Source organism: Leisingera sp. ANG-Vp, assembly GCF_000813725.1.
Classification (GTDB): Bacteria; Pseudomonadota; Alphaproteobacteria; order Rhodobacterales; family Rhodobacteraceae; genus Leisingera.
Genome location: NZ_JWLD01000052.1, coordinates 17,565 through 32,927 on the forward strand (window position 1 = coordinate 17,565; position 15,363 = coordinate 32,927).

The 15,363-nt window shown below is 65.3% G+C and carries 14 protein-coding genes; 10 read left to right on the forward strand and 4 right to left on the reverse strand.

The features are described from left to right. Nucleotide 1: 1 nt before the first annotated feature. Entirely contained in the window at nucleotides 2-952 is a 951-nt protein-coding gene (locus RA20_RS17095; protein ID WP_039131434.1) for an aspartate carbamoyltransferase catalytic subunit, read from the reverse strand. A 154-nt stretch (nucleotides 953-1,106) separates the two neighbouring features. On the opposite strand from RA20_RS17095, the gene RA20_RS17100 reads away from it, so the two are divergent. The 6 genes from RA20_RS17100 to RA20_RS17125 all read left to right on the forward strand — a co-directional run bounded on the left by RA20_RS17100 (nucleotide 1,107) and on the right by RA20_RS17125 (nucleotide 8,637). Further along, entirely contained in the window at nucleotides 1,107-1,871 is a 765-nt protein-coding gene (locus RA20_RS17100; RefSeq protein ID WP_039131436.1) for a uracil-DNA glycosylase, read from the forward strand. Nucleotides 1,872-1,881: 10 nt separating this feature from the next. Next, complete coding sequence (locus tag RA20_RS17105) at nucleotides 1,882-2,481, forward strand: metallophosphoesterase family protein (RefSeq protein ID WP_039131438.1); 600 nt, start codon at nucleotides 1,882-1,884, stop codon at nucleotides 2,479-2,481. Then, nucleotides 2,478-3,098 carry a LysE family translocator gene (locus RA20_RS17110; protein ID WP_039131442.1) on the forward strand — a complete coding sequence of 207 codons (621 nt, stop codon included), beginning with the start codon at nucleotides 2,478-2,480 and terminating at the stop codon, nucleotides 3,096-3,098. The genes RA20_RS17105 and RA20_RS17110 overlap by 4 nt, the downstream gene beginning before the upstream one ends. Further along, complete coding sequence (gene moaB / locus RA20_RS17115; protein WP_039131444.1) at nucleotides 3,099-3,641, forward strand: molybdenum cofactor biosynthesis protein B; 543 nt, start codon at nucleotides 3,099-3,101, stop codon at nucleotides 3,639-3,641. A gap of 140 nt (nucleotides 3,642-3,781) precedes the next feature. Continuing rightward, nucleotides 3,782-5,236: an efflux RND transporter periplasmic adaptor subunit gene (locus RA20_RS17120; RefSeq protein ID WP_039131447.1), complete on the forward strand. Its 1,455-nt coding sequence runs from the start codon at nucleotides 3,782-3,784 to the stop codon at nucleotides 5,234-5,236. A gap of 5 nt (nucleotides 5,237-5,241) precedes the next feature. Further along, nucleotides 5,242-8,637, forward strand: coding sequence for an efflux RND transporter permease subunit (locus RA20_RS17125; protein WP_039131449.1), 3,396 nt, complete (start codon nucleotides 5,242-5,244; stop codon nucleotides 8,635-8,637). Here RA20_RS17125 and RA20_RS17130 read toward each other — a convergent pair. Further along, entirely contained in the window at nucleotides 8,607-9,068 is a 462-nt protein-coding gene (locus tag RA20_RS17130; protein ID WP_039131451.1) for an NUDIX hydrolase, read from the reverse strand. The genes RA20_RS17125 and RA20_RS17130 overlap by 31 nt on opposite strands. Continuing rightward, the gene (locus RA20_RS17135) at nucleotides 9,065-9,886 is read right to left on the reverse strand and encodes a protein-disulfide reductase DsbD domain-containing protein (RefSeq protein ID WP_039131540.1); all 822 of its coding nucleotides are present in this window, start codon (nucleotides 9,884-9,886) and stop codon (nucleotides 9,065-9,067) included. Before RA20_RS17135 ends, RA20_RS17130 begins: the two co-directional genes overlap by 4 nt. A gap of 190 nt (nucleotides 9,887-10,076) precedes the next feature. On the opposite strand from RA20_RS17135, the gene RA20_RS17140 reads away from it, so the two are divergent. Further along, complete coding sequence (locus RA20_RS17140) at nucleotides 10,077-10,634, forward strand: YqgE/AlgH family protein (protein WP_039131453.1); 558 nt, start codon at nucleotides 10,077-10,079, stop codon at nucleotides 10,632-10,634. Between the two features lie 299 nt (nucleotides 10,635-10,933). Here RA20_RS17140 and RA20_RS17145 read toward each other — a convergent pair whose 3' ends face one another. Further along, complete coding sequence (locus RA20_RS17145) at nucleotides 10,934-11,884, reverse strand: L-threonylcarbamoyladenylate synthase (protein ID WP_039131456.1); 951 nt, start codon at nucleotides 11,882-11,884, stop codon at nucleotides 10,934-10,936. 141 nt (nucleotides 11,885-12,025) lie between these two features. Between RA20_RS17145 and RA20_RS17150 the strand changes: the two genes are divergently transcribed. From RA20_RS17150 to RA20_RS17160, 3 genes are read left to right on the forward strand one after another with little or no spacing between them, the layout of a single operon-like run. Continuing rightward, nucleotides 12,026-13,729: an acyl-CoA dehydrogenase gene (locus RA20_RS17150; protein ID WP_039131458.1), complete on the forward strand. Its 1,704-nt coding sequence runs from the start codon at nucleotides 12,026-12,028 to the stop codon at nucleotides 13,727-13,729. A gap of 3 nt (nucleotides 13,730-13,732) precedes the next feature. After that, complete coding sequence (locus tag RA20_RS17155) at nucleotides 13,733-14,779, forward strand: MBL fold metallo-hydrolase (RefSeq protein WP_039131461.1); 1,047 nt, start codon at nucleotides 13,733-13,735, stop codon at nucleotides 14,777-14,779. A gap of 35 nt (nucleotides 14,780-14,814) precedes the next feature. After that, the gene (locus RA20_RS17160; RefSeq protein WP_039131463.1) at nucleotides 14,815-15,267 is read left to right on the forward strand and encodes a DUF6173 family protein; all 453 of its coding nucleotides are present in this window, start codon (nucleotides 14,815-14,817) and stop codon (nucleotides 15,265-15,267) included. The last annotated feature ends 96 nt before the right edge of the window (nucleotides 15,268-15,363 follow it).

The following is a 15,363-nucleotide window of genomic DNA, read 5'->3' on the forward strand; positions in this document are numbered from 1 at the left end:
CTCAGCCTGCTTTGGCCTGGCGCTCGGCGCGCAGGTTGCGGGCCAGGAGGTCCATCGCGGCCATCCGCACGGCAACGCCCATCTCGACCTGCTCCTGAATGACCGAGCGGTTGATGTCGTCCGCCAGCGTCCCGTCAATCTCAACCCCGCGGTTCATCGGGCCGGGATGCATGACAATGGCATCGGGCTTGGCCTGCGCCAGCTTGTCGGCGTCCAGCCCGTAACGGTGGTAGTATTCGCGCTCCGAGGGGATGAAGCCGCCGTCCATGCGTTCCTTCTGCAGCCGCAGCATCATCACCACGTCCACGTCCTTGAGGCCTTCGCGCATGTCGTCATAAATCTCGGCTCCGAACTCGGCGAACTGGCCGGGCACCAGGGTCGGCGGGCCGATCAGGCGGATGCGGTTTTCCATCTTGCCGAGCAGGATCAGGTTCGACCGTGCGACGCGGCTATGGGCAATATCGCCGCAGATCGCGATGTTCAGCCGGTGCAGGCGCCCCTTGGAGCGGCGGATGGTCAGTGCGTCCAGCAGCGCCTGGGTCGGGTGCTCATGCTTGCCGTCGCCGGCATTCAGCACCGCGCAGTTCACCTTCTGCGCCAAGAGGTCGACAGCGCCGGAATGCGGGTGCCGCACCACCAAGAGGTCCGGGTGCATCGCATTCAGCGTCATCGCAGTGTCGATCAGGGTTTCGCCCTTTTTGATCGACGACGCCTGCATCGCCATGTTCATCACATCGGCGCCCAGCCGCTTGCCAGCCAGCTCGAAACTGGCCTGGGTGCGGGTGGAGTTCTCGAAGAACATGTTGATCTGGGTAAGCCCCGCCAGCACGTCGGAGTGTTTCTCCGGGCGGCGGTTCAGCGCCACATAGTCGTCAGCCAGATCGAGGATCGCGGTGATCTCATGCGGCTTCAGCGGTTCGATGCCAAGCAGGTGGCGGTGTTCGAAGGACATATGGGGCAGCTCCGCTTGATTTGCGGGCTCTTATAGGCGGGGTGTGCAGGGCGGGCAACGGCCTGCTGCGCCGCAGGCCGGGGAATTTGAGTATTTGCAGCAAGATGAAAGGGGAGGTGTTCCGCTTGCCCGGCGGGCGGGGTAGCTTGGGCGCATGGAATCGGCATTGGATTACTGGAGCGCCAAGGCGCTGTTGGAGTGGCAGGTTGAGCTTGGCGCCACCGAGGCGCTGTGCGACGAGCCTGTCGACCGCTATGCGCTGGAGCAGGCAGCGCCCAAGCCGAAACCGGGCGCTGCGCCGGCACCGCCGCCCAAACCCAAGGAAATTGATCCCGTTGACGTCGCCAAAAAGGCTGCCAAGGGTGCTGCCTCGCTGCCGGCCTTGCGCGATGCTATGGACGGTTTCACTCACTGCGATCTGAAGCGCGGTGCGCGCAATCTGGTGTTCTCGGACGGGCAGGCGGGCGCGCGGGTGATGATCATCGGCGAAGCGCCGGGCCGGGACGAAGACCTGCAGGGAAAACCCTTTGTCGGCCGCGCCGGGCAGCTTCTGGACAGGATGCTGGAGGCGATCGGCCTCAGCCGCGCAGAGAGCGTCTATATCACCAACGTCCTGCCCTGGCGGCCGCCGCAGAACCGCGATCCGCTGCCGGTGGAAATTGCCATGCTGACACCGTTCCTGGAGCGGCATGTGGCATTGGCAGAGCCGGATATCCTGGTTCTGATGGGCAATATCAGCTGCCAGGCCGTGCTTGGGAAACGCGGGATCACCCGGCTGCGCGGCAACTGGGACCAGGCCTGGGGTAAACCGGTCATGCCGATGTTCCACCCGGCCTACCTTCTGCGCCAGCCGCATCAGAAGCGGATGGCCTGGGCGGATCTCCTGGAACTGAAAGCGCGGCTGGGCGCCTTGTCCTGAGGAGGCGTTCGTGAAGATCCTCGCCTTTTCCGACCTGCATCTTTCCAGTGCACACGCGGCAGAGATCGTCGCGGCCAGCGCAGAGGCTGATTTGGTGATCGGTGCGGGTGATTTCTGCAATATGCGGCGCGGCCTGGACCGGGCGGCGGCGATGCTGGCGGGTCTGAAGGCGCCGATGGTGGCGGTGCCTGGCAATGGCGAAAGTGCAGAGGAACTGAGAGCTGCGGAATTTTCTAACACGACTGTTTTGCATGGGGACGAGTGCGAATTCGAAGGCGTGCGCCTCTTCGGTCTCGGCTATGGCGTGCCGCAAACCCCCTTTGGCAGCTGGTCCTGCGATCTGAGCGAGGCGCAGGCTGAAGGAATGCTGGCGGCTTGCGGTCATGCGGACATCCTGATTTCCCATTCGCCGCCAAAGGGCTTCGGCGATGTGACTTCGGGCGGGATCCCGGTGGGGTCCACTGCGGTCCTGGCAGCGACGGAGCGGATCCAGCCGCAGCTCCTGCTCTGCGGCCATGTGCATGATTGCTGGGGCTTTCGCGGCAGCTTAGGAAAAACGCAGGTGGCCAATCTTGGCCCCGCGGTGAACTGGTTTGAGGTGAACCCATGATCGACGCGGTAACTCTGCTGGCGTTCATCCCGGCGGCGCTGGCGCTGAACCTGACCCCGGGAGCGGACATGATGTTCTGCCTGGGCCAGGGGCTGCGTTCCGGGCGCGGTGCAGCAGTGGCAGCCAGTGCCGGGATCTCGGTCGGCAGCATGGTGCATGTGGCGCTTGCAGGATTGGGACTGGGTGCGGTGGTTTCGGCCATGCCTGCGCTGTTTGATGTGATCCGCTGGATTGGCGTGGCCTATCTGCTCTACCTCGCCTGGGGCGCTCTGCGCGGGGGGCTGGCTTCGGATGAGCTGCCTGAACGGCGCGGCGCCAGCGCCTTCCGCAGCGGGCTTTTGGTCAACCTTGCCAACCCCAAGGTGATCCTGTTTGTGCTCGCCTTCGTGCCGCAGTTTGTGAAGCCGGAAGCCGGGCCGGTGCTGGCCCAGTTCCTGATCTTCGGGCTGATCCTGGCCGTAGGCGGTTTTTTCATTAACGGTCTGGTGGGCATCTTTGCGGGCCAGGCCGGGCAGCGGCTTACGGGCTCGCCAGTGTTTGCACGCTGGCTGGGCCGGGTCTCGGCCGGAATTTTTGCAGGGCTGGCCGTGCGGCTGGCAGTCATGGAGAGAGCCTAAATGTCCCGGATCGACGAAAGCATGGAATTCATCCCTGTCCGCATTGCCGTGCTGACGGTCTCGGATACCCGCAAGATGGAGGACGACCGCTCTGGCCAGGTGCTGGTCGACCGGCTGCGGGATGCGGGCCACACTCTGGCCGACCGCAAAATCATCCCGGATGAGCGGGCAGAGATTGCGGCGCAGCTGCGGGCCTGGATCGCCGATCCCAAGGTGGACGCAGTAATTTCCACCGGCGGCACCGGGCTGACAGGGCGCGACGTGACGGTGGAAGCGCACCGCGACGTCTATGAAAAGGAGATCGAGGCCTTCGGGACCGTCTTCACACTGGTATCGATGCAGAAGATCGGCACCAGCGCGGTGCAGTCGCGGGCAACCGGCGGGGTTGCGGGCGGCACCTACCTGTTTGCGCTGCCCGGCAGCCCAGGCGCCTGCAAGGACGGCTGGGATGAAATCCTGTCAAAACAGCTTGATTACCGCCACCGCCCCTGCAATTTCGTGGAAATCATGCCCAGATTGGAGGAACATCTGCGACGGAAGTAACCGTCTGCGGCGTGCAACCTCGAAAACCCGCTCGGAAAATCGTATATTTCCAAGCGGGCAAGTAATTGTGCCGTCTGAGCATTTGCGCTTGGGCAGGCCATCGGCGGTCCCGGCAGCACCCGCCACCGGAAGGGAGAGACATGCGCTTTTTGCGTCAGAGTATGACAGGGCTTTTCCTGGCGGCGGTTACGGCGGGTCTGCTGCTGTTTGCCGGGCAGATGATTTTCAACGCTATTGACGCGCAGCTGAACGCGGAACGCAAGGCGCCGCCGGTGCGCGAACGCGTCTTTGCCGTCAATGTTGTCGTGGCGGATCTGCAGACTGTTGCGCCGGAACTCACTGCCTTTGGCCGGGTCGAAAGCCGCCGCGCTTTGGAGCTGCGCACAGCTGTCGGCGGCCGGGTGGTGCAGCTGTCGGAAGATTTTGAGGAAGGCGGCAGGGTGCAGGCCGGCGAAGTGCTGGTGCAGATCGATCCCGCAGATGCGCAGGCGGCACTGGACCGGGCTGAGGCCGATATGATGGATGCCCGCGCTGAAGAGCGCGATGCCGGCCGGGCACTGATTCTGGCGCAGGATGAATTGCAGGCCACCCAGGACCAGGCGCAGCTGCGTGAACGCGCGTTCCAGCGGCAGGTGGATCTGCTGGACCGCGGCGTCGGTACCGCAGCCGCAGTTGAAACGGCGGAGCTTGCGGCGGTGCAGGGGCGCCAGACGGTGATCTCGCGCCGCCAGGCGGTCAGCCAGGCCGAGGCGCGTGCAGATCAGGCAGCCACCCGGGTGGCGCGCGCGCAGATTGCCTTGGACGAAGCGCGCCGGGATCTGGACGACACCACGATCACAGCGGGTTTCAACGGCACCCTGCAGGCGGTGACTTTGGTGCAGGGGCGGCTGGTTTCGGCCAACGAAAAGCTGGCGGATCTGGTGGACCCCAAGCTGCTGGAGGTGGCTTTCCGGGTTTCGACCGCGCAATACGCCCGGCTGCTGGACGCTGAGGGCCGGCTGCTGCGGGCGCCGGTGCGCGCAACACTGGATGCTGCAGGTGCCGGGCTCAGCGCCGCGGGGCAGATATCCCGCGCCAGCGGCGCTGCCGGGGACGGGCAGACGGGCCGGCTGGTCTATGCGCGGCTGGAAACAGCGCCGGGATTTGAGCCAGGGGATTTTGTCACGGTCAAGGTAACCGAGCCGGAGGTGGCTGCTGTGGCCCGGGTTCCGGCCTCGGCGCTGGGCGCGGATGGGTCGGTTCTGGTGCTGGGCGCAGAGGACCGGCTGGAGGCTCTTGCAGTGGAACTGGTGCGCCGCCAGGGCGATGACGTGCTGATCCGCGGTGCCGGGCTGGAAGGCCGCGAGGTTGTCACCGGGCGCACCCCGCTGCTGGGGGCCGGCATCAAGGTGCGCCCGCTGCGCCAGGGCGCCGAAGTGCAGGCACTGCCGGAGCTGATCGAACTGAGCGATGAACGCCGCGCCAAGCTGGTGGCCTTTGTCGAGAGCAACAGCCGGATGCCTTCGGAAATGAAGGAAAAGATGCTGGCGCAGCTGGCTGAGGCCAAGGTGCCCTCGCAGCTGGTGACCCGGATCGAATCCCGGATGGGAGGCTGATCCCCATGGTCCGCGACCTGCCGCAATCCGCCCGCGGGCTGTTCAGTTACTTCACCCGCCACCGCACCGCGGCGAACCTGCTGCTGGTCATCATGCTGGTGCTGGGCGCGGCAGCGATGCCCAACATGCGGGCGCAGTTCTTCCCGGACGTGATTGTCGAACGTGTCACCGTCACTGTCGAATGGGAAGGCGCAGGCCCTGAGGACGTGGACAGCGCCATCGTGCAGGTGCTGGAGCCCGCGCTGCTGGCGGTGGACGGAGTGGAGGAGACCTCCTCCAGCTCCCGCGAAGGGGTGGCAACCCTGACCCTGGAGTTTGAGCCCGGCTCCGACATGAGCCAGGCCACCGATGACGTGCAGGCCGCTGTTGATGGCATCACCACACTGCCGGAGGAGGCGGAGGAGCCGGAAGTGCGCCGCGGTGCCTGGCGGGACCGGGTGACGGATGTAGTGATTACCGGTCCGGTCGGGGCGGCGCAGCTGGGCCTGTTTGCCGATGAGCTGGTAACCCGCCTGTTTGAGGCGGGGGTCACCCGAACCACCATCCGCGGCGTTGCGGCGCCGGAAACCATCGTCGAGGTGCCGACCGCCAGCCTGATCACCCATGACATCACCATGCGCGAAATTGCCGACGCCATCGCTGCCGAGGCGGACGCAGATCCGGCCGGTGACGTAAGCGGCGCCAACGCCCGTGTCCGCACCGGAAGCGAGAAGCGCAAACCGGATGAGCTGGAAGCCATTGTCCTGCGCACCAATGCCGACGGCTCGGTGCTGACCATCGCCGATGTGGCCACGGTGCGGGTCGAAGGGGTTGACCGCAACCGCTCGTATTTTGTGGGCGACAAGCCCGCCATGTCGATCCGGGTGGACCGTTCGGACCTGGGCAACGCCATCCGCCTGCAGGGGCAGGTGCAGGATGTGGTCGATGAGATGCAGGCCAGCCTGCCGCAGGGGGTGACGGCACAGCTGATCCGCACCCGCGCCGAGCGCATCACCGACCGGCTGGATATCCTGGTCGACAACGGGCTGATGGGGCTGGGCCTGGTGCTATGCCTCCTGTTCCTGTTCCTCAATACCCGGATTGCCTTCTGGGTGGCGATGGGCATCCCGGCGGCGATGTTTGCGGCGGTGGCGCTGATGTATGCCGCTGGCATCACCATCAATATGATCAGCCTCTTTGGCCTGATCATCACGCTGGGCATCGTGGTGGATGACGCCATTGTTGTGGGTGAGCATGCCGACTTCCGGGTCCGGCGGCTGGGGGAAAGCCCGGTGCAGGCCGCTGAGAACGCAGCCCGGCGCATGGCGATGCCGGTTTTTGCGGCCACGCTGACAACAATCATCGCCTTCTTCGGCCTTACTCTGGTGGGCGGCTGGTTCGGCACTTTGATCCGCGACATTCCCTTTACCGTGATTGCGGTGCTGGCGGCCTCGCTGGCCGAATGTTTCCTGATCCTGCCCAACCACCTGGCCCATGCGCTGACCCATGCGCAGGCGCGGCATTGGTACGACTGGCCGAACCGGATGGTGAACCGCGGCTTCCGCTGGCTGCGCGACCACGCCTTCCGCCCCTTGATGGGGCTCATTGTCACCGCCCGCTATGCGGTGCTGGCCGGTGCGCTGGCGATCCTGGCGAGCCAGGCCGCCCTGTTCATCGGCGGCGACGTCAAATGGCGTTTCTTCAACGCGCCTGAGCGCGGCTCGGTCACCGGCAACTTTGCCATGGCCGAAGGCGCTACCCGCGCCGACACGCTGGCAATGATGAAGGAAATGCAGCGCGCCACCGAGGCGCTGGGCGCGGAATACGAAGAGCGGTACGGCCGCAACCCGCTGGACTTTGTCATGGCCGAGGTCGGCGGCAACGCGGGCCGCGGATTGTCCGGGGTGGCCGCCAAGGACAGGGATCTTCTGGGCGGTATCTCCATCGAATTGATCGACGCCGACCTGCGCCCGTATTCCAGCTTTGCCTTTGTCGCCGAACTGCAGGAACGGGTGGCGCGCCATCCGATGGTCGAAACGCTCTCCTTCCGCCGCTGGCACACCGGTCCGGATAACGGCGGGCTGGATGTGCAGTTCTTCGGCGCCGGAGTGCTGACGCTGAAAGGCGCCTCGGAGGATCTGAAAACCGCGCTGCTGCGGTTCCCGGAAGTGTCGGCAGTCGAAGACAATCTGGCCTACGACAAGGAAGAAGTGATCCTGGACCTCACGCCGCAGGGGCAGGCGCTGAACTTCACCATCGGCAGCCTGGGCCAGGCACTCAGGGCGCGGTTGAACGGGATTGAGGCCGCGACCTATCCGGACGGCCCGCGCAGCGCCACAATCCGGGTGGAGCTGCCCGAAGGAGAGCTGACTGCGGACTTCCTGGAACGGACACTGATGCGGGCACCCAGCGGCATCTATGTGCCGCTGGGCGATATCGTCTCGGTGACCCAGCGCACCGGCTTTTCCACGGTGCGGCGCGAAAACGGCATCCGGGTGATCAGCGTGACCGGCGATGTCTCCGAAGACGATCCGGCCCGCGCCGAAGCCGTCATGCAGGCGTTGGAAACCGAGATCCTTCCGAAGATCGCCAGCGAACGGCAGGTGGAATGGCGCCTGGCCGGACTGGCCGAGCAGGAGCAGACCTTCCTGCAGGAAGCGGGCACCGGGCTGATCCTCTGCCTGACCGGCATCTACCTGGTTCTGTCCTGGATCTTTGCCAGCTGGACCCGGCCGCTGGTGGTGATGGCGATCATTCCCTTCGGCCTGGTCGGCACCATCTGGGGCCATTACATGTGGGAGGTGCCGCTTTCGATGTTCACCGTGGTCGGCCTCTTGGGCATGACCGGGATTATCATCAACGATTCCATCGTGCTGGTGACGACCATCGACCAGTATGCCAAGGACCGCGGCCTGGTCCCCTCGATCATCGATGCAGCGGCGGACAGGCTGCGGCCAGTGATGCTGACCACTATGACCACGGTGCTGGGGCTGGCGCCCTTGCTGTTTGAACGCTCGCAGCAGGCGCAGTTCCTCAAGCCCACGGTGATCACCCTGGTCTATGGCCTGGGCTTCGGCATGTTCCTGGTGCTGCTGGTGGTGCCTGCGCTGGTGGCGATGCAGCGGGACCTGTCGCGGCCGATGACCTCGCTGCGCCGGGCGCTGCGGCGGGGCGCCGGGCGCTTACGCTGGCTGGTGGTGGGCACTGCGCTGGCGCAGCTTGGCTGGCTGGTGCTGACGCTGGGCTGGGCGATGGCCACCGGCGCGCTGCATCCGCTGCTGAGGATGCTGCCGGCGCTGACGGCGATGGAGCCGGTCCGGGCAGGCCTGCTGGCCTGTATCGCGGGGGCTTTGGTTCTCGCACTGCTGGCCTATCTGGCCGGCGGTGTGGCCTACCGGTTCAGCGCCCGCCAGCGGGCCTGAGCCTGCCGCGCGACTTCCGCAACCTGATCCAGCAGCTGCAGGCCGCGGGTCTCAATCTCTGCGACCGGAATCCATTCGGCCTGTTCGGCGTCATCATCCGGCACAGGCTCGCCGCTGATGTGTTCGCATAGGACCACTGTCAGCAGGTACTGGCGTTTCACCGAACCCGCGCCGTCGCGCGAAATCACATCTACATTGGTGAGGTATTCCAGCGGCCTGGCGGTGACACCGGTTTCTTCCAGCAGCTCGCGCGCAGCAGCTTCCAGAGCGGTTTCACCCATTTCCACATGGCCGCCGGGAAAACCCCACCAGCCCGCGTTGGGCTCCTTGCCGCGCTGCACCAGGATCACCTGGTCCTGGCCTCCGTGATGGCGGCAGACCACGGCGATGGTGCCCAGCATCGGGCGCAGCGGAGTGTCCGGCACGCTCATCCGGCGCTGCAGCCCTGGATGTCGACGGCATGGTTCTTGCCCAGCACCGTGATCCGCAGCTGCGAACGGTCAATGGCATAGGCATTGCTGTCCGCAGGCAGAAACTCGGTTTCGGCCACCAGGAGGCCGCCCTCCCGGCGGGTGGCGGTTTCGCCGGCAAAGAGGTTGGGAGTGCCGGGCTCGATCACTGCCACTTCCTCGCCGCCGGCTGAGGGCATAGAGATGCGGGCGGTGACTTTCATGCCGTATTCGGTGGGCCGCAGGCTGCAGGACGCCTTGCGCACGCCGGCCTCCCTGGCCGACCAGGGGCGGCTGGCAAGTGCTGCGGCAATGGCCGGATTGCGGCCCGCGCTGCTGTCCAGCTGATGGTCGAAGCTGAGTTCAGCCGGCACGCAAACATCCTTGCAAACCCCAAGCTGCATCCGGCCTTTGAGGCGTACCGGCTTGCCGGGTGTCTCGGGCGTGATCTCCACCGGCAGCACCAGCTGATCGTGATAGCCGATGGTCCGGTAGCCGGAGGTCAGGAAAACTTCCGGCGATGGCCAGGTGATCGACAGTTCACCGACATTGCGCGCGCCGCGCCAGGAAAAGCTCGGCGGGATGCCGGCATCGCCGGGAGCGCGCCAATAGGTCTTCCAGCCGGGCTGCAGCGTGACCTTCAGCGCCCCCAGGTAGGTGCCGCGCTTGGTCATGCCGCCGTCCAGCACTTGGATCTGCGCAATCTCGCCATCCACGGCGCCGGAAAGCGCGGGCGAGCCTGCGGCGCCAGCAAGCAAGACTGCGGCTGCTGCCGCTGCGGTATTCAGCCTCTGTTTCATGCCTTGATACATGCGCCGCAAAACCGGGTTTGCCAAGTCACGTTCCGGTCATTGTCCGGGAAACCGCCGCTCATCATCCTGAGTTTGCGGCAATTTTGCCGAAGGCTTTACCACCCGCGCCTTTTGCGCCCCTTGCGTGCGGCCCGGCGGGGCGTCATGGTGGGGGGAGGCAGCAGAAAGACGGAATTACATGGATCTGACTGGCAAGCTCTTGATTGCAATGCCCGGAATTGGCGACCCCAGGTTTGAGCATTCGGTGGTTTTCCTGTGCTCGCACGGGGAAGAAGGCGCGATGGGGCTGATCGTCAACAAGCCTGCCGACGGGGTGGTGCTGGGCGACCTGCTGGAGCAGCTGGACATGGGCGGCGAAGGCAGCGCGGCGGCGGCCCTGCCGGTGCGCTTTGGCGGACCTGTGGAGACCCAGCGCGGCTTTGTGCTGCACACGCCGGATTACGAATCGGATGTGAGTTCGCTGAAGGTGCCGGGCGGGTTCTCGATGACCGCGACGCTGGACATTCTGGAGGATATCGCCCAAGGCCAGGGACCGGAGGATCTGCTGGTGCTCTTGGGCTATGCCGGCTGGGGGCCGGGGCAGCTGGAATCTGAGATTGCGATGAATGGCTGGCTGACGGCGGATGCCAGCCCTGATCTGGTGTTCGGCTTGGCCGATGACAGTAAATGGGGCGCGGCGCTGAACACGCTGGGGGTTGATCCGCTGACCCTCTCGGCCAGCGCGGGCCACGCGTGAGCGGTTTGTCCATTTGAAGCAGCGCCGGGGCTGGGGCTCCCGCCCTTTGTTCCCATCATCAAAGATGACCGGAAAAAGGTTGGGCGTGGCGCCGCGCAAGCGCGGCGCGCCTCCGGCGGGAGTATTTGCAACCAGAAAGAAGCCAGCGCGTTTGCGGCCGGCGGCGGGATTTCTTAAACAATCCAGTGGTTGCGGGCCCGCGCCGCGCTTGCGCGGCGCCACGCCCAACGCTTTGAAAGCCATCTTCGATGGTTGAAAAAAAAAGGGGCGGGAGGGCTGCGGTTGCAGATGCAGGCGGCTTAATCCCGCGGTGCGGCGGCGCGGCGGAGGCGGTCGTTGATGGCTTCGCCCAGCCCGTGCTCTGGAACCGGGGCCACGGCAATGGGGCGGCCGGTTGCATCCAGACGGTGCAGGTGGCCGAACAGATTGGCCGCGGCCTCGGTCAGGTCGCCGTCTTCCGAGAGGTTCAGGTCGCAGCTGCCGGGGCCGAAGCCGAGGTACAGTTCACCGGCCGCTGCAGACACCGCATTCAGCCGCACCGGCGCGCCCGGCGCATAATGCGACAGCAATTGGCCGGGCGCAGTCAGCGGGTCGTGCACATCGCGCACGGCGAGCTTGCGGCCAAGAACGGCTTCCACCTCTTCTGCCGCCAGCCCGCCCGGGCGCAGCATCATCGGCTCGGGCCCTGCCAGGCCGATGATGGTCGACTCCAGGCCGACACCGCAGCCTCCATCGTCAAGAATGGCCGCGATGCGGCCATCAAGGCCTGCCTGCACATGCGCTGCCGTGGTGGGGCTGATCTTGCCGGAAGGGTTGGCGGAAGGTGCGGCAACCGGCCCGTCCAACGCCTGCAGCAGAGCTTGACCGGCCGGATGCGCAGGCACCCGGACGCCCAGCGTCTGCAGGCCAGCTGTCACCAGCGGTGATATCCCGTGGCCGTCGCGCAGCGGCAGCACCAGGGTCATCGGGCCGGGCCAGAAAGCTTGCGCCAGAAGCTCTGCCGTTTCGTTCCATTGAACGTAGCGCTGTGCTGCTTCCGCCGAATGCACATGCGCAATCAGCGGGTTGAAAGAAGGCCGCCCCTTGGCCTCATAGATCGCAGCAACCGCCTCGCCCTGGCGGGCATCGGCACCCAGGCCATAGACCGTCTCGGTCGGGAAGGAGACCAGCTTGCCCTCCTGCAAAAGCCGGGCGGCACGGGCAATCCCCGCTTCCGTTGCGGCAAGAATTTCAGTGCTCTGCTGGGGCATTCCGGGTGACGCGGCGTTTTGGTTGATTGCAATAGGCGTCCGATTAGGTAATCGGTCAAGCCACTGACCATAATAGGCCCGTGCCGGGAAGCCAAGACTGCCCGCGCCAGGACGCCCCTTAAAGACCGCCAGAGGACGCCCATGACCTTCCGTGCCCCCGTTTCCGAGTATGAATTTCTGCTGAACCATGTGGTTGGCTATGATGCCATCCCGGAGACGGAGCGGTTTGCCGAGGCCTCAACCGACATGGTCAGCGCGATCCTCAATGAGGCGGGCAAGCTGTGCGATGAGGTGATGGCCCCGCTGCAGCGCAATGGCGACCTGCATCCGGCGCATCTGGAGAACGGTGTGCTGCGGACCTCACCCGGATTTGCCGAGGGCTACCAGGCCATTTCCGAAGGCGGCTGGGTTGGCATCAGCGCGTCGGAAGAACATGGCGGCATGGGTCTGCCGCAGACTGTTGCCACCGCAGTCTACGAGATGATGGCCGGCGCCTGCCTGTCGCTGCAATTGGCGCCGCTGCTGAGCCAGGGCCAGATCGAAGCGCTGGAGCATCATGCCTCGGATGCACTCAAGGCGCTTTACCTGCCGAAACTGATTTCGGGCGAGTGGTCCGGAACCATGAACCTGACCGAGCCGCAGGCAGGCTCGGATGTGGGTGCGCTGAGCTCCAAGGCGGTGCCCAATGGCGATGGCACCTATGCGGTTTCGGGGCAGAAGATCTTCATCTCCTGGGGCGACAATGATTTCTGCGGCAATGTCTGCCACCTGGTGCTGGCGCGGCTGCCGGACGGGGTGCCGGGCACCAAGGGGATCTCGCTGTTCCTGGTGCCGAAATACCTACCGGATGCGGACGGAAACCCGGGCAAAACGAATGATCTGAAGGTCGTGAGCCTGGAGCACAAAATGGGCCTGCACGGCTCTCCCACATGCGTGATGCAGTTTGACGGCGCCACCGGCTGGCTGGTCGGACCGGAGCACGGCGGCATGGCGGCGATGTTCACCATGATGAACAACGCCCGCCTCGGCGTCGGCGGCGAGGGCGTCGGTGTTGCCGAGGGCGCTTATCAGCACGCGCTGGCCTATGCGCTGGAGCGCAAGCAAGGCCGCACCGCCAGCGGCTTCATCGCCGACCACGCAGACGTGCGCCGGATGCTGATGGAGATGAAGGCGGATATTTTTGCCTCCCGTGCGATCCTCTTGTCCTGCGCCCGGGCCATCGACATGCAGACCGCCACGGGGGAGGCCGAGTGGGCGGCCCGCGCGGCTTTCCTGACGCCGATTGCCAAGGCCTTTGGCACCGACACCGGTATCCGGGTCTCGGAAACCGGGGTGCAGGTGCATGGCGGCATGGGGTTCATCGAGGAATCCGGCGCCGCGCAGTACTGTCGCGACGTGCGCGTCACCGCCATCTACGAGGGCACCAACGGCATCCAGTCGATGGATCTGGTGGCCCGCAAGATGATGGACGGCGGCGACATGGCCTTTGCTCTGATCGACGAGATCGAGGAGCAGGCCGAGCGCGCCCGTGCCACCCATCCCAATATGGCCGAATCCGTCTGGCAGGCCTGCGAATCCCTGCGCGAGGCGACCGAATGGCTGGTGGCGCAGGAGGACCTGCAGGACCGTTTTGCCGGCTCGGTGCCTTACTTGCGCGCCTTTGCCCGGGTGCTGGGCGGCCACTATCATCTGGCCGCAGCCATGGCCGATTTGGGCGGTCCGCGCGAAAAGCTTGCGCGCTTCTACATCACCCGGATGCTGCCGGAGCATGCAGCGCTGCTGGCCCACGCCCAGGCGGGCGCCGCTGGCACCTTTGCCCTGAGCCTCGACGAACTGGCGGGCTGAACCATGACCAGCGTTCCTGACGTATCCTTGCGCACCCCTTGGGAAGAGCCGCCTGCGCAGGGCGAGGCAATCGAAGTGGCCGAGGGCGTCCTCTGGATGCGCCAGCCGCTGCCGATGAAGCTCGATCATGTGAACATCTACGCACTGGATGACGGCGACGGCTGGACGGTGATCGACACCGGCTTCAACACCCGCAAGAGCCGGGCGATCTGGGAAAGCCTGATGGCAGGGCCTTTGAAGGGCAAGCCCGTCACCCGGGTTGTCGGAACCCACCATCACCCGGATCACATCGGTCTGGCGGGCTGGTTCCAGTCCGAACATGGCGCCGAGCTGGTCACCACCCGCACCGCCTGGCTGTTTGCCCGGATGCTGACGCTGGATGTGCAGGAAACCTGGCCCGGGGAAACGCTGGCTTATTACCGCAGCGCCGGCATGGACAAGGCGTTCTATGAAAAGCGCGCCGCGGACCGGCCCTTCAACTTTGCCGATACCGTCTATCCGATGCCGCTTGGTTTTACCCGGATCAAGCAGGGCGGCGTGATCCGTATGGGCGGGCGCGATTGGGACGTGCACATCGGCAATGGCCACGCGCCGGAGCACGCGACCTTCTGGAGCCGGGACGACAACCTGGTGATCACCGGCGATCAGATCCTGTCGACCATCAGTCCCAACATTGGCGTCTATGCGACCGAGCCGATGGCCGATCCCTTGGGTGAATGGCTGGAGGCCTGCGAGCGCCTGTCGAGACTGGCGCGCCCTGATCATCTGGCCCTGGGCGGGCACAAGCTGCCGTTCTCCCGCTTGCCGCTGCGGATGCAGCAGCTGATCGGCAACCATCATGGCGCTCTGGAACGGCTGATGGATCACCTTTCCGTGCCGAAAACCGCGGCGGATTGCTTTGCGCCTCTTTTCAAGCGCACAATCGGGGAAGGGGAGTACGGGCTTGCACTGGTCGAAGCGGTGGCCCATGTAAATCATCTGTACCATACTGGCCAGGTCGACCGCTGGAAGCGCGAAGACGGTGCCTGGCTTTATCAGCGCAAGGGGTAATGCACCCCGGCCGGAAGACAAGATTGGGGGGAAGCATGGACAACGAGATTTCAACCAGCGCCGAGGCGGCAGAAGCGGCAATTCTGCCTTGCGTGCACGAGGTCCACGCCGACCCTGAGGCCTGCGCCGGCCTCACCAAAGTACCGGAAAAGCTGCAGCAGCAGGACTCTGCCAAAAGCCCGGCGCGCTGGGCCTATGAGCGGCTGATCCTCTATATCCAGAACTTCGAGCAGCAGCTCGATGGCGAGCACGAAGTGGCGATGGGCTTCACCGGCGGCGACGCCGGGGTGCTGCGGATCGAGGGCATGGGGTATTATGACCCCGATATTCTCACCTTCTATGGCAGCGAGGGCAACGGCTCCAAGACCCAGCTGGTGCAGCATGTCAGCCAGCTGAGCGTGATGCTGCGGGCCGTTCCCAAAGCACGGCAGGAAGAGCCGGCCAGCCGCATCGGCTTCCGCCTGGCTTCGGACCTGGAGCAGGAGTGACGCCGGGGCGATTCGGCGCCCGGGCCGCGAAACTTGCTTCTCCGGCCGGGAAAGGCCGGGCCAGCAGGCAATTTTTACCCTTATGCGCTTTATTGA

Coding starts and splice junctions, on each gene's coding strand:
- RA20_RS17135 (WP_039131540.1), bottom strand. CDS start 9,886: ATGAAACAGAGGCTGAATACCGCAGCGGCAGCAGCCGCAGTCTTGCTT.
- RA20_RS17120 (WP_039131447.1), top strand. CDS start 3,782: ATGCGCTTTTTGCGTCAGAGTATGACAGGGCTTTTCCTGGCGGCGGTT.
- RA20_RS17150 (WP_039131458.1), top strand. CDS start 12,026: ATGACCTTCCGTGCCCCCGTTTCCGAGTATGAATTTCTGCTGAACCAT.
- RA20_RS17160 (WP_039131463.1), top strand. CDS start 14,815: ATGGACAACGAGATTTCAACCAGCGCCGAGGCGGCAGAAGCGGCAATT.
- RA20_RS17100 (WP_039131436.1), top strand. CDS start 1,107: ATGGAATCGGCATTGGATTACTGGAGCGCCAAGGCGCTGTTGGAGTGG.
- RA20_RS17095 (WP_039131434.1), bottom strand. CDS start 952: ATGTCCTTCGAACACCGCCACCTGCTTGGCATCGAACCGCTGAAGCCG.
- RA20_RS17145 (WP_039131456.1), bottom strand. CDS start 11,884: ATGCCCCAGCAGAGCACTGAAATTCTTGCCGCAACGGAAGCGGGGATT.
- RA20_RS17125 (WP_039131449.1), top strand. CDS start 5,242: ATGGTCCGCGACCTGCCGCAATCCGCCCGCGGGCTGTTCAGTTACTTC.
- RA20_RS17155 (WP_039131461.1), top strand. CDS start 13,733: ATGACCAGCGTTCCTGACGTATCCTTGCGCACCCCTTGGGAAGAGCCG.
- RA20_RS17110 (WP_039131442.1), top strand. CDS start 2,478: ATGATCGACGCGGTAACTCTGCTGGCGTTCATCCCGGCGGCGCTGGCG.
- RA20_RS17140 (WP_039131453.1), top strand. CDS start 10,077: ATGGATCTGACTGGCAAGCTCTTGATTGCAATGCCCGGAATTGGCGAC.
- RA20_RS17130 (WP_039131451.1), bottom strand. CDS start 9,068: ATGAGCGTGCCGGACACTCCGCTGCGCCCGATGCTGGGCACCATCGCC.
- moaB (WP_039131444.1), top strand. CDS start 3,099: ATGTCCCGGATCGACGAAAGCATGGAATTCATCCCTGTCCGCATTGCC.